Origin of the sequence: Photobacterium carnosum, assembly GCF_021236965.1 — a bacterium.
Classification (GTDB): domain Bacteria; phylum Pseudomonadota; class Gammaproteobacteria; order Enterobacterales; family Vibrionaceae; genus Photobacterium; species Photobacterium carnosum.
This window is the reverse complement of record NZ_WMDN01000007.1, coordinates 43520-64650: the sequence shown is the minus strand read 5'-3', so window position 1 is coordinate 64650 and position 21131 is coordinate 43520. Positions and strand designations below refer to the sequence as shown.

The window sequence follows — 21131 nt, the reverse complement described above, 5'->3', positions numbered from 1 at the left end:
TAAAAAGATCAAAACAAAACAAAAAACCGATCTAAAGTAAAAACACCATACTTACAAAAAAACACATAACACTACACCCCCAGATGAAAACAGAATATTAATAAAATGATCATCATTAATTGTCGTTTGATTATATAACATGCATTTTATATGCTTCTGTATATTTTATTAGCCTAATAGCCGTTCCTAAAATCAAGGAAAACAATAATGAGTCGCAGCTTTAATTTTAAACAATTTATAATCAATGATCATGGCTGCGGCATGCCAATCAGTACCGATGGCGTATTATTAGGGGCATGGGCTAATCTTCCGCAACAAGGACATATTGTTGATATTGGTACAGGTAGTGGATTATTAGCATTAATGGCAGCCCAACGTACACAAAGCACGACGATCACTGCCATTGAATTAGATTCAGTCGCAGCAGCAGCGGCAACAGCTAATTTTTCATTATCACCATGGGCATCACGACTGCAATGTATTAAGAATGACATTACTCATTGGTGTCAAAATATACCACCAGCCACAATTGATAGTATTATCTGTAATCCACCCTACTTTAATGCAGGTCAACATGCACAACAGCAACATCGTGCGACTGCTCGTCATACCGATAGCTTGAGTCATCAACAATTACTCGCAACTATTAGCTATTTATTAACCTTAGACGGTAGTGCTAGCATTATTCTCCCCACCTATGAAGGTCAACAGTTAATCACTCAAGCACACACTTACGGGTTATACTGCCAACGTCGCTGTGATGTTCGCACCACCGATCAAAAACCAGTAATGCGGACATTAATCGAATTAACTAAAAATTGTTCTATTACTAAACAACAACAGCTTTGCATTCATACTGATAACACTTACTCACCTGATTTTATTACACTTACGAAAGATTTTTATTTAAAAATGTAATCTGTCACAGTATAAAATATAATCAAGCAATCACGAAGATTAAGCATTAACTGAAGTTTTTATGTTTTAATCGGTGTTACTTACGCCAAGAGTGGCTATAATACCGCCCCTTAATATAAATACCCATGTTCTGGTTACACTGTACAAACACAGTAACGAGAACATATTTAGCATTTGTCTTGGGAGAGATAACTGGTGAAAGACTTTTCCGAATTAGAGTTAGATAGCGAGCTATTACGAGCGATTGACGAGATCGGCTATAGCCGCCCAACCGTAGTTCAAGCGCAGGCTATCCCTCATGCCCTTGACGGTAAAGATGTCATGGCTTCTGCACCAACAGGGACCGGAAAAACAGCTGCGTTTCTGCTTCCAATGATTCAGCACTTGCAGGATTTTCCGCGCAAAAAATCGGGCCCTGCACGTGTATTAATCTTAACGCCAACCCGTGAGTTAGCGATTCAAGTTGCTGAGCACGCAAAAGCACTTTCTAAGTACACCAACTTAAAAGTATTTACCATTACTGGTGGTATTTCTTACGATGAGCATGCTGAGCTACTTGGCAAAACGCAAGATATCGTCGTAGCAACACCAGGCCGTTTAATGGAATACATTGAGTCTGAGAAATTTGATTGCCGTGCGATTGAATGTCTTATTCTTGATGAAGCTGACCGTATGTTGGATATGGGCTTTGGTAAAATCGTTGAGCGCATCAATCATGAATGTCGCTGGCGTCGTCAGAGCTTATTATTCTCAGCAACCTTAGAAGGTAAAGGCGTACGTGAGTTCTCAGAAACAATTCTGAATGAACCACTTGAAGTTAATGCTGATCCTTCTCGTCGCGAACGTAAAAAGATTCAACAGATGTACCTTCGCTGTGATGATATGGATCATAAACTTGCTCTACTTGCAAAAATCATTACCGAGCAAGCTGAACGTACCATCATTTTCGTAAAAACACGTGAGCGCCTAGGTATCCTTCGCGGTCAATTAGACGCAATGGGCATCCCTTGTAACTGGATTCAAGGTGAAATGGCACAGGCTGCGCGTACTAACATGATCACCCGTTTTCGTGATGGTGTAGTAAACGTATTAATTGCCACAGATATTGCGGCACGTGGTATTGATTTACCCGATATTAGCCATGTTATTAACTTTGATATGCCGCGTACAGCTGAAGTGTATTTACACCGAATTGGTCGTACCGCTCGTGCTGGAAAAAAAGGTACAGCAATTGCGTTGGTTGAAGCACATGACCAAAGCATGATGGAACGTATTAGTCGCTACATGCAAGAAGAAGTGCAAGAGCGCTTTATTCATGGCCTACGTCCAAAAACGAAAAAATCAAATACGGCTAAAAAGAAGAAAAAAGTCGATAAAAAAGTAAAAGAAGCGAAAGCGAAAAAGAAAATCAAACAAGCAGCTAAAAAAAGCCAAGCTAAGTCATAGTTTTCTCTTTTACAAAACAGACAAATAACAAGGCCAACGCTAATGCGTTGGCCTTCTTTTTAGTCTTAAATAGACATTCTTATATTAATTATTGCTGTTCACGCTTAAACACTAACTCTGTCGATGTTGATTCTGCAGCAACAAAATAATAGCCCGCACAATCAAACTGTTGTAATTGAGCAATAGACGTTAATTGATTATCCAAAATATAACGTGCCATCATTCCACGGGCTCTTTTGGCATAGAAACTGATGACTTTATACGTCCCATTTTTACAATCTTTAAAAATAGGAGTAATTAATTGAGCGTTGAGTTTTTTGGGTTTAACTGCTTTAAAGTATTCATTGGATGCCAAATTAACCACAATATCATCGCCTTGTTCAACGACGGCTAAATTAAGCTTCTCGGTAATAATATCACCCCAGAATTGATACAAATTACTGCCACGAGAGTTCGCTAAACGGGTGCCCATCTCTAAACGGTATGGCTGCATCAAATCCAGCGGCCGTAACACGCCATAAAGTCCAGATAACATTCGCAAATGCTGCTGTGTATAGGCAAACTGCGATTCGGTCATGGTTTCAGCTGCTAAGCCTGTATAAACATCACCTTTAAATGCCAAAATCGCTTGGCGAGCATTATCAACGGTAAATGTTGGCTGCCATTCAGCAAAACGAGCCGCATTTAATCCTGCAATTTTATCACTAACCTTCATTAAGCTCGCAATACCCACTGGTGTGAGCTCTCGACAAACATCTATCAATTCAGCTGAATCAACGGTTAATTCAGGTAACGTGTAAGTTGTTGTCGCTAACGGGGAGGTATAATCTAACGTTTTTGCTGGTGATACCACGATTAACATAAGGCTTTTTCCTTTAAAGTCTGACCTATTTAGACTAACACCATCAATAACAAAAACCACGCATAACTGCCATGATTATGGCTATTTCATTAATAGATATAACAACGGTTAACGCACTCGATCTTGTGTTGATAATAATGGTAATTGATCCCAAATACCCGCTTCAAGTTGAGCGTGTAATTCAGGATAATCTTGACTATTAAACGTCGGCGTTTTACCTAATGCTAACTGCTTATTATAATCTTGTGCCAACTTAACAACCGTACCGGAAAGAAGCACTATTGCAACTAAGTTGATCATCACCATCATTGCCATTGAAATATCAGCCATAGCCCATACGGTAGGTAAATCAGCCAATGCACCAAACATCACCATGCATAACACTACGATTCGGAATATATTCAAACCCAATTTATGGTGCTGCTTTAAAAAAATAAGATTAGTTTCAGCATAAGAATAGTTTGCAACCAATGATGTAAAAGAAAAGAAAAAGATAGCAATCGCAATAAAAATCCCACCCCAATCACCCACTTGTGAGCTAATGGCTTTTTGAGTTAATTCAATACCCGTAATACTGCTATGTGGCTCATATTCGCCAGACATTAAAATAATCGCAACCGTTGCAGAACAAATAACAATGGTGTCTATAAATACCCCCAGCATCTGCACATAACCTTGTGACGCAGGATGTGGAGGATAAGGTGTTGCTGATGCCGCAGCATTAGGTGCCGATCCCATACCTGCTTCATTAGAAAACAACCCTCGTTTGAGACCATTAATCATTCCTTGAGCAATGGTATATCCCAACGCACCAGATGCAGCTTCTTCAAACCCAAACGCACTCCGGAAAATAAGCATTAAAATATGCGGTAACTGTTCAATATTACTGAGCATAATAAACAGTGCCAACGCCAAATAACATAACGCCATAGCTGGTACTAAAATTTCAGCTGTTCGTGCAATTGTGCGCATGCCACCAAAAATAATAATGCCCGTTAATACCACTAAACCAAGGCCAACATATTGCGGTTGCCATCCAAAAGCGACATGCGTTGCTTGAGTAATAGAGTTAGCCTGCACGGCATTAAAGACTAAACCAAAAGCAATGATCAGACAGATAGAAAACATCACCCCCATCCACCGCATATCGAGGCCGCGCTCCATATAATAAGCGGGGCCGCCACGATAATTACCATCACCATCTCGAGTTTTATACAACTGTGCTAATGTACTTTCGGCAAAAGCCGTCGCCATACCTAGCATCGCAATTAGCCACATCCAAAAAATAGCACCAGGGCCACCTAATGTTAACGCAACAGCGACTCCTGCCATATTACCAGTGCCAACTCTTGCAGCAAGACTGGTACACAATGCTTGAAAAGATGAAATACCCGACGAGTCTGACTTACGGCTATTTTTCATCACTGCAAACATATGTTTAAAATGACGAAACTGAATAAAATTAAGACGATAAGTAAAATAAATGCCAATACCAATCAGCAAATATATCAATATCGACCCCCACAACAAATCATTGATAAAGTTAATTTGACTGGCCATATTCACACCTTTACAAATCGATAATTAGCAAAAAAAAATAGCGCCAACATTGGCAATAATACGTTACAGGTATTTTTTATAATCTTATAAAATTCAAACTATAAGCTCAGTCACAAGGTACAAAGTTGTTATAAAAATAATAATCATCCAATTATCAGCATTTTTACAGTGTGTTACAAAACTTACAACCTTATATATTTACGGATTATCACCCGTTAAAAATTGATTTTATTTATACAATTAACCGTATTAACGCAATATCGATAACTAAAACTATAAAAGCCCTATTTAACACTAATAATGGTTTGTTTTTTAATCTTTCACTCAACAACTGTGATATCAAGCACACAAAAAATTCATCTCTCAGTAACAAGTGAGAAACAGTTCAATTTTATTGTTAGTCATTCTATGGTAATAAATACTCACATCGCTTACACCAAGCGAAAAGTAGAAATAGGTGCTTTATGGATAGCTTTGCATTCGATGATATGATGATAACGGATACAATTTCTCGTCGCTCTCGTGCTAAACCAGAAAAACGAAAGTGGCGCGAAATTGAAGCGTTGAAAGACCGTCAAAGACTACGTCGAGAACTACAAGATATGGATATGTGCGGTAGTTTCAAAAGTGATGATTTTGATTTTTAAATATATTATTAAAACGGCCAGCATAAATGCTGGCCGTTTTATTCCTAAAAACAATACTTTTCAAGATGGCTTATAATTGCCAATCAACTGATGATTTATTCATCATAGTCAATAAAGCATTGGTCTCTGAAAAATGCTTACAACCAAAAAAGCCACGATAAGCTGATAATGGCGATGGATGTGCAGATGTTAATACATGGTGCCGCTCAAGATCTATTTTTTTGCATTTCTTCTGTGCATGCGCGCCCCACAATAAAAAAATCACCCCTTCAGTATTGTCATTAATATATTCAATAGCGCGATCGGTAAACGTTTCCCAGCCAATTTTAGCGTGAGAATGGGCATTGCCTTGTTCAACTGTTAATACCGTATTAAGCAATAGTACCCCTTGTTGTGCCCATGATTGTAAATAGCCATGTTCAGGAATAGTAAAGCCTTTGATATCAGTAGCTAATTCCTTATACATATTAGCCAATGATGGCGGCGTTTTTACACCGGGTAATACCGAAAAACTAAGACCATGAGCTTGATTAGGGCCATGATAAGGATCTTGGCCTAAAATCACGACTTTTGTCGCCATTAATGGCGTACTGAAAAAAGCATTAAACACATCATCTTGGGGAGGAAAAACAGTTTTACCCTCGGCACGAGCCGTAGCAACTGCTTGTTCAATATCATTAAAGTACGGTAATTGTTGTTGCTGCTCGATAAATGTTTGCCAGCTTGCCGTCATCGGTTAACCCTCTTGTTCAAAACTACGTAAAGTCGTAATTTCATGATGCCAGATATCAGGATTAATAGTTTCCAATATCAACGGCATATTATTAAATCGATTATCTTGCATTAAGAATCGAAAGCAATCCCATCCAATCATCCCTTCACCTAGACTATGATGACGATCCAAATGACTACCTAAATCCCCTTTAGAATCATTTAAATGCATTGCTCGCAAATATTGCATACCAACCACTTGATCAAATTCAGCAAACGTCGCTGCAGTCGCTTCCATAGTCCGTAAATCATATCCAGCGGCAAAGGTATGGCAAGTATCAATACAAATACCCACTCGATCTTTATCGTCAACTTGAGCAATAATTTCAGCCAAATGTTCAAAACGCCAACCTAAGTTAGATCCTTGACCTGCCGTATTCTCAATCACGGCGATCACATCATCCACTTGTTGATGAGCTAAATTAATCGATTCAGCAATCAGAGCTAAACAGGCCGTTTCTGATATTTTTTTTAAATGACTGCCTGGGTGAAAATTTAACAAATGTAACCCTAACTGCTGACAACGTTGCATTTCATCAACGAAGGCCAAACGTGATTTTTGTAACTTTTCGGCATCCGGTGATCCTAAATTAATCAAGTAAGAATCATGCGGTAAAATCGCGGTCGCATCAAAATTTAACTGCTGACATCGCGTCTTAAACGCCATAATAGCATCAGCATCTAACGGCTTAGACAGCCATTGGCGTTGATTCTTCGTAAACAATGCGAATGCATTTGCACCAATAGCCGTAGCATTTGAAGGGGCATTGTATACACCACCAGCAGCCGATACATGTGCACCAATTAGTTTCATAATAACTCCTACAAATAATAACCAAACAACATATTAATAACACTAATAGCAGTGGCGACACTTAACATATAAATCCATAAAAAGTGACATTTTATTCACCATGAGCATATAAGCACACACTATAATGTTGTTATTTTACAACAAAATAACATTCAACTTATTTTTTAAATTTGATATTTTTAGTTGATTCCCCAGTAAAATGCAGTTAGATTGACCTAGCTCAATAAAACAGCCCTATTATATTTAAGGTTTTTTGTTGTAACTTGATCTAGATCAATACACAAATATGCATTGAACGCTATATAATAGAAAGCTCAATACTAAAACGAATAAATTAACAACCATTTTCTTGGAGAAAAGTTATGATTACTGGTATTCAAATTACTAAAGCAGCAAACGATGATCTACTAAACTCAATCTGGATCCTAGATAGCGAGTCTAATGAAGCACGTTGTGTTTGTGCACCTGGCAGCTACGATGCTGACCAAATTATTGCACAAGCAGATCTTGGTGACATTGAGTACCGTGAACTAGCTATCGAAGCACCAACTAAAATTGAAGGTGGTCAACACTTAAACGTTAACGTTCTTAAGCGTGAAACACTACAAGATGCTGCTGCTCACCCAGAAAAATACCCACAGCTAACAATCCGTGTATCGGGTTACGCTGTACGTTTCAACTCACTAACAACAGAACAACAGCAAGACGTTATCGCTCGTACTTTCACTAGCAGCCTATAATTTTTAGCCTAGTGTAAGTGTCTTGATTTGAGCAAGATGCTGTAATAAAAAAGGAGCCCTGAGGCTCCTTTTTTGTATTATTTTGCACTTCAAGCTTATTATAATAATGGCTGAACAGAATACAAAACAGCCTTAATCGCAGCAAAATTATTAGCAGCATCTAAAGATAATAGCGGCAATGCATTATGTTTAGCGAGTGGCACAGGCAGTGGCAGATCAGTACCAAGAATGTCATCAACCACGTCTTTAAACTTTGCCGGATGCGCGGTACACAAGAATAAACCCGTTTCACCTTCTGCTAATTGTTGCTCAAGCACATTATAAGCAATCGCACCATGTGGCTCACACAAATAACCATCGGCATACATTTGCTTTAATGTCACCGCCGTTTGTTGGTCATCAACCACGCCATAGCCTAGCTCGTCTAATCCCCACCCTTTAAGCTGACATAACTCTTCAATACGTGGCCAGTTATTGGGCTGACTAACGTCCATCGCATTTGAAATCGTGGCAACCGTCGCCTTTGGTGTCCACTCTCCGGTTTGTAAATAACGCGGAACCGTATCATTAACATTAGTCGCCGCAATAAAGCGTTTAACCGGTAAGCCTAATGATTTAGCTAATAGACCCGCAGTTAAATTACCAAAATTACCACTCGGCACTGAAATCACTAATTGTTCACGCTCTGCTTTTGATAATTGTGAGACCGCCTCAAAGTAATAACAAATCTGCGCCATTAGACGACTGATATTAATTGAGTTTGCGGAATTCAAACCAATATCAGCCCGTAACGGTGCATCATCAAAAGCTTGCTTAACTAATGCCTGGCAATCATCAAAAGTACCATTCACCGCCACCGTGGTAATGTTATGACCTAATGTACAAAATAGCTTTTCTTGCAATGGGCTTATTTTTCCTTTCGGATACAAAATCACCACTTGAATATTATTCATCCCATAAAAAGCATGAGCAACGGCTGCTCCCGTATCACCAGAGGTTGCCGTTAGGATCGTGATATTATCATCGACATCTGTTACCACCGCTAAAGATTGCGCCATAAAACGGCCACCAAAGTCTTTAAAAGCTAATGTCGGACCATGAAACAGCTCCAATGCATACACACCAGATTTAACCTGTTTAAGCGGTACTGGAAACTGAAAAGCGCTATCAACCATTTGGGTTACGGTATCAGTATTGAGTTCTTCACCAATCAAAGCCGATAAAATCTTGCTGCTGCGGCTCACAAAATCCATCGCGAGCAACGCATCAATGTCACCCAGTTGTGGTAATTGTGCTGGAAAAAATAACCCTTGTTGACGACCTAAACCTTGACGCACTGCCTGAGCAAATGACACTTGCTGTTGGTGTTGTTTCAAATTATATAACTTCATCGCTATAATTCACTCCCTGTGACTTTTGCACCTTGTTTATCTAGCTGACAAACATGCACAAATCCTTGATCATTTTGAATATAATTATCAGCCAGCCATTTAGCTAACCGCTGTGCGACCTCAAGATTAGTACAAACACTAAACATCGTTGGTCCAGAACCTGAGATACCACTCGCAATCGCACCCGCTTCTAACGCATATTTTCGAGCTTGATTAAAACGTGGTAATAACTTTTCACGATAAGGCTCTGCCACAACATCATGGATCATTTTGGCGGCTAACAAGGGTTGTTGTGAGTGGCAAGCATGGATAAATCCCCCCAGATAACGTCCATGTGCAATCACATCTTGGCGACGATATTGAGCAGGTAAAATTGCCCGCGCTTCTGCGGTCGGCACTTTAATCCCCGGATATGCCATCACCCAATACCAATCATCAAAACAAGGGATCTCTTGGCTGATAATATCCATTTCTTGGACCATAAATTGCAGCCCGCCTAAGAAGCAAGGCGCAACATTATCATAATGAACACTGCCAGAAACTTCGCCTTCCATCTCCCCCATTAAGGTCAGCAATTCATTACTGGTTAATGGTTGTTGATGATATTGATTTAAAGCATCAAGCGCCGCCACAATGGAACAGGCACTTGAACCTAAGCCAGAACCAATCGGCATGTTCTTTTCTAATGTGACAGCCACTGGCAATAACGTAATACCTTTATAATCCAATTCACGAGCAAACACTTGCCAACAGCGATACACAATATTGTCTTGTGCTTGTGGCGGTAACTTATCCACAAAAGCGCCAATACATCGCAAACTAAATGCCGACGTTCCCGCTGCAACTTCAACCCGATCCCCTAATAACGAACCATCAATAGGAGAAACCGCAGCACCTAACACATCAAAACCAACACTGACATTACCAATAGATGCTGGCGCATAAACAACAACACTCATGTTATATACCTCGCTTCCAACCTAAAGTACGCATTAGATCGGCAAATACACCGGCGGCAGTCACTTCAGTACCCGCGCCATAACCACGTAGCACTAAAGGAATCGGTTGGTAGTAACGGCTGTAAAACGCTAATGCATTTTCACCATCTTTAATTTTAAACATCGGATCATCAGGATTCACAGCTACAATCTTGACGTTACACTTACCATGATCAATCTCACCCACATAACGTAATACTTTATCTTCTTTTGCCGCAGTCGCAGCCAGCTCAGAGAAATACGCGTCCGCTTCGGGTAAACGAGCCATAAATTCATCAACAGAACCCGAAGCATCAAAACCTGGTGGTAATGCTTGTTCTACCACTACATCGTCAAGCTCTAATTCTAATCCAGCTTCACGAGCTAAAATCAGTAGCTTACGCGCAACATCCATACCAGAAAGATCATCTCGCGCATCAGGCTCAGTAAAGCCATTATTACGCGCTACCGTGGTCGCTTCACTGAAACTCATGCCATCATCTAACTTACCAAAAATATAAGATAAAGAGCCAGATAAAATCCCCGAGAAACGCATTAACTCATCACCCGCAGCCAGCAAGTTTTGCAGATTTTCAATCACCGGCAAACCTGCACCAACCGTGGTGTCATACATAAACTTACGATGACCCACTCGCGCAGCTTGACGCAATTGTTGGTAGTACGCCATGCTGGCAGTATTGGCTTTTTTATTCGGTGTAATAACGTGGAAACCCGCCGCTAGATAATCAGCATATTGCTCAGCAATGGTTTGATCAGACGTACAATCAATAATAACCGGATTAATAATATGGTTATGGCGCACTAACTCAACCATACGTTGTAATTGCAATGGCTCATTAATCGCCCCCATCAAATCACGCCAGCTATCCAATACAAAACCATTACTGTTAAGTAATAACCCTTTACTGTTCGCCATACCACAAACACGGATCACAATCCCTTTTTGAGCTAATTTTTGTTGCTGACGGTGGATTTGATCGATCAATTCACCACCTACGCCACCGACACCGACAACAAACACATCTAACGTATGTTGGCTATTGAATAAATTCTCATGACAGGCTTTAACCGCTTCTGATACTTTATTTTGAGGAATAACCGCAGAAATAGCGCGTTCAGAAGAACCTTGTGCAATCGCCACAATATTGACATCGACTTCCGCTAATGCCGTAAAGAATCGCGATGCCACACCGTGTGACGTTCGCATACCATCACCGACTAACGTCACAATCGATAAATCATCACTGAACTCAACCGGTTCTAATAAACCTTCTTTTAATTCAAGTTCAAAACTGGCAATTAATGCTTTTTTTGCCACAATCTTATCGGCCGTTTCAATACAAAAACTAATGCTATATTCAGATGAGGATTGCGTAATCAGAACGACGGACACACCAGCCGTCGACATCGCGCCAAACACACGCGCAGCCATGCCAACCATGCCTTTCATTCCCGGACCGGAAACGTTAACCATGGTCAAATCTTTTAAAGTAGTAATGCCTTTAATATCGAGCTGATCTTCACCCGTATCTTGACCAATGAGCGTGCCAGCACCTTGAGGGTTAAAACTGTTTTTAATTAAACACGGGATTTGAAATTGAGCGATCGGAGCAATGGTTTTGGGATGTAATACTGACGCGCCAAAATAAGAGAGCTCCATCGCTTCTTGATAGCTTAATGATTTCAATAAGCGAGCATCAGGCACTAAACGCGGATCACAGCTATAAACACCATCAACATCAGTCCAGATTTCACAACAATCAGCCCGTAAACAAGCCGCTAACACTGCCGCTGAATAGTCAGAACCATTACGACCTAAAGTCACTAACTCACCTTGAGCATTACCCGCAGTAAAGCCCGGCATAATACAAACGTGACCGGCGGGTAATGGGTTATTAAGAAAATGCTGTGTTGAAACTTCAATATCAACATGCGCTTCAAGGTAATCACCGTCAGCATGTAAATACTGTATCGGATCAATCAAACTTGCCGCCTGACCTTTAGCTTCTAATAATGATTTCATTGTTGCAATCGATAACCGCTCACCTTTACTGATCACTTTGGCGTACACGTTATCAGGGCATAACCCTAACAGTCTAATTCCATGAACATATTGCTGTAATTGCTCAATAGTCGTTGCTAATTTAGCCATTAATAATGGTTGTTCAAAAGCAGGTTCAAGTGCTTTAAGCCCATTAAAAAGATCATTAAAAACGGTTTCTAATGTCGCTATTTGCTGAGTAGCAATGCCTGAAGTTACCGCACTTTCAATCACAGCAACCAAATTATTAGTAACCTTACCTGGTGCTGATAGCACCACCGCAACTTCACCTTGTTTGGCATTACTGGCAATAATATCTGCTGCTCTTAAAAATCGCTCTGCATCTGCTAGTGACGATCCGCCAAATTTAAATACTCGCATTCCCTACTCCCGAGTGACTATCCTGAACTACTTGCCTACCGACAAATATTACTCAATTGATGAATTTAAATTTAAAAAAAACCCGCAGCTCTTTATGAGTTGCGGGCTTGTTGTAATTCTGCGCATATCAGCCCGCACCAACACCGGTAATGTTAATGGTCATAATCGTGGTTGTGATGCTAGTGATACGGGATACATTTACCATTATTGTCATTTCTCTTTACATGCTGTTACCTTACGATTGCATGAATAACAATATAGAGTCAATAAAGTTTTTACAATTATCACATAAAAATTACGTTATCGCATTCTGCTATCTTAAGCCTTTTAATGCTCAAAAAAACAACAATAATATTTGCAGTCCACTACAGAGCGTTGCATAGTAAATAAATAACGAACCATAATATTGTCATCATTTAAGGATAAACTGATGAGTGCAGCCATGGAGTCACTAATAGCACATACTATTTTACAAGGCTCTGACGCCATGTTTGGCCGCTTTCTTGACGTAACTGCCGAAGCGCAACAACGTTTTGAACACCAACAATGGTCACAAGTACACCAAGCATTAAAAACCCGCATCAGTTTTTATGATCATCATGTTGAGTTAGTCACTAACCAAATTCAAATCATGCTTGGTGGCCAATATGCTAATCAGATTTGTTTAACCTCCGTAAAACAGGCTTATCAGAATTTATTGGTTGATTATCCTCGTTATGATATTGCTGAAAGTTTTTTTAATTCGGTCTATTGCCGTATCTTTAAACACCGTAATATCAACCGCGATAATATCTTTATTCATAGCTCACAACAGCACCGTATTCCAACTTACCCAAGCACATTAACCCGTCATTATCGTGTCCAAACAACAGTAGCGGCAATGATAGAAAGAATGCTTGATGATCAACCATTTACACTTAATTGGAATGATAAACAGCGGGATATTCAATTATTGGTTACCCACTTAGCAACAGAACTAGGTGATAAGCTTGATCAACAAGTAACCTTAGAGCAAATTCGCGAACCTTTTTATCGTAATAAAGCCGCTTATCTGGTTGGAAAACTGACTTTTGCAAACGGTAAGTCATTGCCTTTAGTGCTCCCCATACTCAATCATAAGGGACAGTTATTACTGGATGCGGGCATCTGTAACGTTAATGATGTCAGTGTTATTTTTGGCTTCGCCCGTTCTTATTTTATGGTTTATAGTCCCGCACCAGCTGCCTTAGTGCGATTTTTAGCCCAACTTCTACCCAATAAAAATTTAGCCGAACTCTATACGGCAATTGGCTGCCAAAAGCATGGAAAAACAGAATTTTATCGCCAATTTTTAGATCATTTAGCACACTCAGACGACCAGTTTATTATCGCACCGGGCATCAAAGGCATGGTGATGTCAGTCTTCACACTACCTTCTTATGATTTTGTATTTAAAATAATTAAAGATAAATTTGCACCACAAAAAGACATTAGCCCTCAAGTTGTTAAACAAAAATATCAACTGGTAAAAGAGCATGATCGCGTTGGCAGAATGGCGGACACGCAAGAATACCGTCATTTCAGTTTTCCTCGTCACCGATTTAGCGACGAATTAATTCATGAGCTATTAACCATTGCCCCATCAATTGTTACGGTCACCGATGATGATGTGATTATTGAACACCTTTATATGGAACGGCGGATGATCCCGTTCAATATTTATATTGAAACTGCTAATGATGCAGATTTACGTTACGCGGTAAATGAATATGGCAACGCGATTAAACAATTAGCTGCCGCCAATATATTTCCAGGAGATATGCTATTTAAGAACTTTGGGGTTACCCGTCATAAACGCGTAGTGTTTTACGATTATGATGAAATTACTTATATGAGTGAAATGAATTTTCGAAAGATTCCTGTAGCGCGTTATCCTGAAGATGAAATGGCAGCTGAACCTTGGTATAGCGTTGGGATTAATGATGTTTTCCCAGAAGAGTTCCGTACTTTTTTATTGATCAATCCTAAAGTAAAAACATTGTTTAATGAATTACATCAAGATCTATTTGAAGCCAGTTACTGGCAGCATTTACAAAACAATATAAGCCAAGAATTATATCCTGATGTTTTCCCTTATCACGCCCGTCATCGCCTACATATGCATATCACTAAAAAATAACCGCCATTAGTGGCTGTAATAAAGAAGAGATTACGACTAAGTTGTGGCAACGATCATGAATACACTACTTGATAAATATTTATTACTTATAACACTTACTCCCCTTGTAATATGGCCTACTATTTAAAATAATGTCGGTGTGATGGGAGTGAGCATGATCAAATATTATATAAGTATTGTAGGAGTACTTATGTTTTTAGCCATGCCAATAACAGCATCAGCGGCAACACCGATAGAGACCAACCTAACTTATAATGGGGGTAAAAAACTCACATCGGGGTGGTTTTTATCATCACAATCACGCCAACAACGTTTTGATGTATGGCAAATAGACAGCGGCTACGCTTATTCAGTCACGGACAATACGCAACTGTATGTCAGCACCCATTTAACCACCAGTACCAACGCTCAACCAGCATCAAGTGGATTAACATCTGGGATTAAATACTCTGTATCACCACGCATCAGTATTAATAGCGCGATCACATCAGACACCGTTAATAATCACACCTCATTAGGGCTAGAGCTAAGTAGCCAATATGATGTCTCACAAAAAGTAAATGTACGAGCAACGGTTGATTATGCTGAACTTGAAAAAATCATTGAGCTAGGCTTAGGGTTCAGTTTTTAATACGCTCAAATCTAGCGCTTTACTTGCCAAAATAATCCCATTTAAATCAGCATAAATATAATCATTTGGATAAATTGGAGTATCTGCAATATTTAATACAACATTATTTTCACCCATCTGACGCTTATCTGTTTTAATTGGGCATGCCGCAAGAGCTTTAATACCTAATGGTAATTGTGCCAATATCTCAACATCTCTAATAGCACCATGCACAATAATTCCTTGCCAATTGTTTTTGATGGCTAATAACGCTAATTGATCACCAAATAACGCTCGGCGACAACTACCATGACCATCAATAAACAATACCTTACCACTACCGTCGATTGATAATAAATCACGAACTAAACTGTTATCTTCAAAACAACGTAATGTCACTATTTGCCCCCAAAATGGCGAATTACAACCATAATCACGTAATGTTAACGGTAGCAAACGAATATCTTGCGCATAGTAGTCGCATAAATCTGGTAATAAATCCTTCATTAATCTTCTCCTATCACGGTAAAACAAACAAAAACATGTAAAACTGACCGTATTTCTTAACAATGACCACAATATTAATTTATGAGATATTTTTTACTGGTATCTATCAACCATAATGAGTGCCAACCCTAATTGATACTGTTACAATATTTAGAGAAAGATGAACTATATGTTGTGTTTTTTATTATCGTTAAGCTTAAATATTAGTCAATGGTATTGAGTTTTGTATATTATGATTACTATCATGACACTTTTTATCTACTTAAAGATAAAAGTTAACTAAACTCTGAAATATAACAACTGTTCCTCTCGCTGTTTGATATAAATCAACAAATATATAAATAATCAACATCAAATAAGCTCTCCACATTGTTAGCGAGCTGTTAAGTGAATACAATTGTTACATTATCAGGGAGATTGTAGCCAGCACCCCAAGCTTTATGGGGGATTTCAACATCTAATACATGTTGAATGAACGGATGGTGTACCACATAGGTTGTAACAATAAAGTGTTTATTTAAAACATTTTGCCTATATGTGAATTTTTTTTATAGAATTTAACTATTCTGTGATTAACCAGATTTAGTTTCTGATATTAGGTACTGCCAAAATGCAAACCCCTCACATTCTGATTGTAGAAGACGAGCACGTAACACGTAACACTCTAAAAAGTATTTTTGAAGCAGAGGGTTACACTGTATTCGAAGCAAATGATGGCGCAGAAATGCATCAGATGCTTTCTGAAAACCCTGTGCATCTCGTTATTATGGATATTAATCTTCCAGGAAAGAACGGTCTTCTACTTGCGCGCGAACTTCGCGAACAAGGCGATATGGCATTAATGTTCTTAACTGGTCGTGATAACGAAGTTGATAAAATTTTAGGCCTTGAAATTGGTGCTGATGATTACATCACAAAACCATTCAACCCGCGTGAATTAACAATTCGTGCTCGTAACCTATTAACTCGCGCAATGAACCAAGGTCTTCCAGCTGAAGACAAAAAATTGGTTGAACGTTACGAGTTCAATGGTTGGTCATTAGAAATCAACAGCCGTTCTTTAGTAAGCCCAAGCGGTGAACAATTCAAATTACCTCGTTCAGAGTTCCGTGCTCTACTGCACTTCTGTGAAAACCCAGGTAAGATTCAAACACGCGCTGATTTACTAAAGAAAATGACGGGTCGTGAACTAAAACCACATGATCGTACTGTTGATGTGACTATTCGTCGCATCCGCAAACACTTTGAATCAGTAGCTGATACTCCAGAGATTATCGCAACTATTCACGGTGAAGGTTACCGCTTTTGTGGCGATTTAGGCGAAGAGTAATCTCTTTCCTAATCAAAGAGTTAAATAAAAAGGCGACCATGGTCGCCTTTTTTATTGCTCGTTACTGCTGATTTAGCCATGTTTTGAGTACATTAATGTCATCTTGATAGCTATATTTAATCTCATCAACCCAATCATTAATATTCTCCCACCATGCAGGTAACTCTGGTGATTGTGCTTTCTGAGCTATTTGCTGAATATGTTTCAGACCGATAGAGCCCGCAGCACCTTTGATCTTGTGCGCTTCAAATTTAATCCCATCTTGATCTTTTGCTGTCATATTTGAATCTAAAATCGCAAGATAATCTGGCATCATTTTCTCAAACATCGCAATACTGGTATATACCGGCTCAGTACCAACGATTTCAACATATGAGGTTAACATTTCTAAATCTAATAATGTGTCAATCACACTGCTATGCGTCATATTACTATTATCAATAACATCTAAATCTGTTACTTGAATTTCATGGCTACAACTTAATACAAGATTTTCAATAACATTAGTAATGGCTTTAACACTCAACGGTTTATTCAATACTTCATCCATGCCTTTAGCAAGATACTCCGTTTTATCGTTAACAACATTAGCCGTTAATGCTACTAATGCAGGTAGATCTTGATACTGTTGACGTAATTTTTGAGCAACATCAAATCCTGTCATATCAGGTAACTGAATGTCCAATAACACTAAATCATAATCTTCTGGTTTAAACATCGCTAACGCTTGATCACCGCGCATAGCTACCGTCACCTCATGCCCTAAGCGCTCAAGCAATGATTTAGCCACGACAATATTCAGTTCAATATCTTCTACCATGAAAATACTTAAACCCGTCATTTCTGGACGGACTTCAGTCACCACATGTTGTTCAACAGCAGCTTCAACTAATGGCACCTTAATTTTAACGGTAAATGTACTACCAGCACCTACTTCAGAGTCGACACTAATCTCGCCGCCCATTAAGTGAACTAATTGCTGTGAAACAGCTAAACCAATCCCAGTACCTACCGCATGTAAATTATCGTCACCTTGTTGGACTTGATAATACATTGCAAAAATATTATTAATTTCAGTTTTAGGAATACCAATACCACTATCTTCTACTTCAAAAATAATATTCGCATCATGATCATGGATTTCACTACTAACAGATAATACAACACCACCTTGTTTAGTAAATTTGGTCGCATTACCAATCAAATTCCATAACACTTGTCGTAATCGAGTACTATCAACTTCAATATTTTGTGGAAGTTCAGTCAAACATTCTAAATCAAATCGTAGTCCTTTTTGCTCGGCCATTAATTGTGAAATATTACCAATGTCTTCAATAAACTCATGCAGATCTAATGGCTGAGGCAACAATTCTAAACGACGACGATCTGATTTATCTAAATCTATAATATCATTAAAAATATTACCTAAAGTAATCGCACTAACATGCACCGTTCTTAAATAACCACGTTGTTCATCGGTTAACTCAGTTTCTAATAACATACGGCTTAGTCCGACAATGCCATTTAGTGGTGTACGTAGTTCATGGCTAATCGTCGAAATAAAAGCGGTTTTATCACTACTGGCTTTTTCTTGTGCGTCTTCGTATTGCTTGCGTTCAGTAATATCGCGTCCAAACCCCATCAGACCTAAACGTTTACCATTACGGTCATAAAGAGGCACTTTACGTAATTCAAACAACGCTTTTTTACCATTAGGATAATCCAACCACTGTTCATCGGTCATGGCAGTATTATCATCAAATAATTCTTGGTCTGTTTTGAGAATATGCTTAGCAACCTCTGCCGGATAAACATCCCATGGTGTTAGTCCAACTAATTCTTTTTCACTCTTACCGACTAATTCAGCCATCGCACGGTTACAACCTGAAAATTGATTCTTCTCATTACGGTAGTAAATCAAATCAGGAGAGGCATCTAAAAATGATTTTAATAATGCACTTTTTTCAGCAACAGCCAATTGCGCATTCTCACGTTGATAGACTTCATTTTCTAAATCTTGCATTGCTTCTTCGCGCGCTTCTTCGGCTTTTTCTCGCTCTTCAATTTCAGAATTTAGCCGCGAAACATTCGCTTGTAACTGTTGATTTAGCTCCATATCCCGCGCACGCATTTGTTCAAGTTTAGTCACTAATTTAGATAATCGTTGCCGTGAGTCTTCTAATTGATCGACCACTACTGACAGAAAATACACCGCCCATGGGGTAATACATAAACCAAACGTAACTGAACGAATAATTTCAACGTCACGCATTGTTCCTTGCAATAAAAGCGTTACGCTAATTTGTACAACCAACGCTAACGCAACTAATGCTGCCGCCAATAATAAGCTAAAACGGAAGATGCCTAATTTCACTAATAAATCGACATAAAATTGGGCTAAAATTTTGACTTGCTTCATCAATGAATACCAATAAAAAGAGCCTCGCCACGATGGCGAATACTATTGTTAATAATAATCGCTCTCGCCGTCAGTACCTAAGCGAAAACAATAAAGTTTTATTATGACGCACAAAAAAAAGCCTACTTTAAAGTAGGCTTCATTTAATTATTATTATGCAATATAGGTAATTGATACACGAAGGGATTATCTAAGCCACTCCCTTGAGCGCCATGCTTATTAAGAAGACTCTCAATATCCATCATCGCTAACCAACGATTTTCACACCACATTGGCGCCAGCAGTGTTGGTCGACGTGCACTTGCCGCGACACGATGATAAATCACCTCTGGCGGCGTAAAACGGATCATCTCACTCGCAATATCGGTATAAGTTTCAATACTGATCGGTTGTAATCGCCCCGCTTTAAAGGCTTGTCCCATTTTACTACCTTCAACTATATGTAACGGGTGCAATTTAATCCCATCAACACCGACCTCAACCACTTTATTTAATGTCATCAAATTATCGGCCTTAGTATCACCAGGCAACCCAACAATTAAATGGGTACAAACTTTAATACCTAATGCACGCGCACGCTGAGTAATATCAGCATAACAAGCAAAATCATGACCTCGATTAATCCGTTTAAGGGTTTTGTCATTCGCAGTTTGCAAACCAAGTTCAAGCCAAATTTCATAGCCCTGTTCTACATAACCAGCAAGCAATTCTAATACTGCATCAGGCACACAATCGGGACGAGTACCCACACATAAGCCAACAATATCAGCTGATGTTAATGCTTGTTCATACATCATTTTTAAGCTTTGAACTTCAGCATAAGTACTGGTGTAAGCCTGAAAATACGCTAAATAACGTTTTGCACGATGGATCTCTCCAGCACGAGCCGTTAATTGTTGTTGGATTGGTACAAACTGATTATTTTCATCTGCAAATGATGCAACATTACAAAATGTACAGCCTCCACGACCAATAGTGCCATCACGATTAGGACAGCTAAAGCCACCGTGTAAGGTGAGTTTATGAACTTTCTCACCATAACGATGTTGAAGATCTTGCCCAAAAGTATTGACGAGTTGATGCAATTGCATAGTATTACCTAGCGTTTAAAACAATGAATAATCTACGTCAACGCAGACCAATAAACAAAAGAGCCGCAACATATCATCAATCACCATAGCGTAGATTGTGCTAAAACAAAGAACGCCCTCTCTATGGGGTTTCGTCATCACTTTACGCTCTCATTTAAACAACATAATTACATTTTAACAGGCTTCATTTATACATTGATTATGTTAATTTTTATTGGTAATTAATGTATCAAAATTGTAGGATGGTTACACTTGCGTTTAATTTATAAACAAAAAAAGCCCTGCAATTACGCTATTTTGACGTGATTAATCTGGTTATTGAACCATAAGTAACGTGTTTATGGCAGTTAACCGTAATACAACAGAATTAAGTTTGTGAATAAAGCCAATTTCATCGTCATAAACACGCTCTCAATGATACAGGACAGGAGTCCATCTCAATGTACA

At 39.0% G+C, this 21131-nt stretch carries 17 protein-coding genes; 7 read left to right on the top strand and 10 right to left on the bottom strand.

Translation table 11 applies throughout. From position 1 onward, the window contains the following. Nucleotides 1-207 precede the first annotated feature (207 nt). Nucleotides 208-918 carry a tRNA1(Val) (adenine(37)-N6)-methyltransferase gene (locus GLP24_RS08820; protein WP_232579099.1) on the top strand — a complete coding sequence of 237 codons (711 nt, stop codon included), beginning with the start codon at nucleotides 208-210 and terminating at the stop codon, nucleotides 916-918. Nucleotides 919-1113: 195 nt separating this feature from the next. Beyond that, entirely contained in the window at nucleotides 1114-2364 is a 1251-nt protein-coding gene (gene srmB / locus GLP24_RS08815) for an ATP-dependent RNA helicase SrmB (RefSeq protein WP_221943530.1), read from the top strand. 88 nt (nucleotides 2365-2452) lie between these two features. Here srmB and yaaA read toward each other — a convergent pair whose 3' ends face one another. After that, a complete protein-coding gene (gene yaaA, locus GLP24_RS08810; RefSeq protein ID WP_152653716.1) occupies nucleotides 2453-3226 on the bottom strand; it encodes a peroxide stress protein YaaA in 774 nt (257 codons plus the stop codon). Between the two features lie 108 nt (nucleotides 3227-3334). Further along, nucleotides 3335-4786: an alanine/glycine:cation symporter family protein gene (locus GLP24_RS08805; RefSeq protein ID WP_232575969.1), complete on the bottom strand. Its 1452-nt coding sequence runs from the start codon at nucleotides 4784-4786 to the stop codon at nucleotides 3335-3337. A gap of 464 nt (nucleotides 4787-5250) precedes the next feature. On the opposite strand from GLP24_RS08805, the gene GLP24_RS08800 reads away from it, so the two are divergent. Continuing rightward, nucleotides 5251-5433, top strand: coding sequence for a DUF3545 family protein (locus GLP24_RS08800; protein ID WP_101768285.1), 183 nt, complete (start codon nucleotides 5251-5253; stop codon nucleotides 5431-5433). Nucleotides 5434-5503: 70 nt separating this feature from the next. Here GLP24_RS08800 and ung read toward each other — a convergent pair whose 3' ends face one another. Beyond that, a complete protein-coding gene (gene ung / locus GLP24_RS08795; RefSeq protein ID WP_152653714.1) occupies nucleotides 5504-6166 on the bottom strand; it encodes a uracil-DNA glycosylase in 663 nt (220 codons plus the stop codon). Nucleotides 6167-6169: 3 nt separating this feature from the next. Further along, nucleotides 6170-7018, bottom strand: a complete 849-nt coding sequence (nfo, locus tag GLP24_RS08790; RefSeq protein ID WP_232615881.1) for a deoxyribonuclease IV — start codon at nucleotides 7016-7018, stop codon at nucleotides 6170-6172. 362 nt (nucleotides 7019-7380) lie between these two features. Between nfo and grcA the strand changes: the two genes are divergently transcribed. Further along, nucleotides 7381-7758 (top strand): autonomous glycyl radical cofactor GrcA, encoded by a 378-nt coding sequence (gene grcA / locus GLP24_RS08785; RefSeq protein ID WP_045039507.1) that lies wholly within the window; start codon nucleotides 7381-7383, stop codon nucleotides 7756-7758. Between the two features lie 98 nt (nucleotides 7759-7856). Here grcA and thrC read toward each other — a convergent pair whose 3' ends face one another. From thrC to thrA, 3 genes are read right to left on the bottom strand one after another with little or no spacing between them, the layout of a single operon-like run. Next, a complete protein-coding gene (gene thrC, locus GLP24_RS08780; RefSeq protein WP_232615880.1) occupies nucleotides 7857-9149 on the bottom strand; it encodes a threonine synthase in 1293 nt (430 codons plus the stop codon). Between the two features lie 2 nt (nucleotides 9150-9151). Further along, entirely contained in the window at nucleotides 9152-10108 is a 957-nt protein-coding gene (gene thrB, locus GLP24_RS08775) for a homoserine kinase (RefSeq protein WP_232583816.1), read from the bottom strand. A 1-nt stretch (nucleotide 10109) separates the two neighbouring features. Further along, on the bottom strand, nucleotides 10110-12569 hold the full coding sequence (gene thrA / locus GLP24_RS08770; protein WP_232615879.1) for a bifunctional aspartate kinase/homoserine dehydrogenase I: 2460 nt from the start codon (nucleotides 12567-12569) through the stop codon (nucleotides 10110-10112). A 430-nt stretch (nucleotides 12570-12999) separates the two neighbouring features. Between thrA and aceK the strand changes: the two genes are divergently transcribed. Beyond that, on the top strand, nucleotides 13000-14727 hold the full coding sequence (aceK, locus tag GLP24_RS08765; protein ID WP_232615878.1) for a bifunctional isocitrate dehydrogenase kinase/phosphatase: 1728 nt from the start codon (nucleotides 13000-13002) through the stop codon (nucleotides 14725-14727). 190 nt (nucleotides 14728-14917) lie between these two features. After that, a complete protein-coding gene (locus GLP24_RS08760) occupies nucleotides 14918-15358 on the top strand; it encodes a hypothetical protein (protein ID WP_232615877.1) in 441 nt (146 codons plus the stop codon). On the opposite strand, the gene GLP24_RS08755 is transcribed toward GLP24_RS08760, so the two are convergent. Then, nucleotides 15341-15844 (bottom strand): putative 4-hydroxy-4-methyl-2-oxoglutarate aldolase, encoded by a 504-nt coding sequence (locus GLP24_RS08755; RefSeq protein WP_101768293.1) that lies wholly within the window; start codon nucleotides 15842-15844, stop codon nucleotides 15341-15343. The two genes, GLP24_RS08760 and GLP24_RS08755, sit on opposite strands and share 18 nt — an antisense overlap. Before the next feature lie 610 nt (nucleotides 15845-16454). Here GLP24_RS08755 and arcA point away from each other — a divergent pair. Beyond that, a complete protein-coding gene (gene arcA, locus GLP24_RS08750) occupies nucleotides 16455-17174 on the top strand; it encodes a two-component system response regulator ArcA (RefSeq protein ID WP_101768294.1) in 720 nt (239 codons plus the stop codon). A gap of 61 nt (nucleotides 17175-17235) precedes the next feature. Here the strand turns inward: arcA and arcB are convergent, their stop codons facing one another. After that, nucleotides 17236-19593 carry an aerobic respiration two-component sensor histidine kinase ArcB gene (gene arcB, locus GLP24_RS08745; RefSeq protein ID WP_232615876.1) on the bottom strand — a complete coding sequence of 786 codons (2358 nt, stop codon included), beginning with the start codon at nucleotides 19591-19593 and terminating at the stop codon, nucleotides 17236-17238. A gap of 143 nt (nucleotides 19594-19736) precedes the next feature. Further along, nucleotides 19737-20684: a TIGR01212 family radical SAM protein gene (locus tag GLP24_RS08740; RefSeq protein ID WP_232615875.1), complete on the bottom strand. Its 948-nt coding sequence runs from the start codon at nucleotides 20682-20684 to the stop codon at nucleotides 19737-19739. Nucleotides 20685-21131 lie beyond the last annotated feature (447 nt).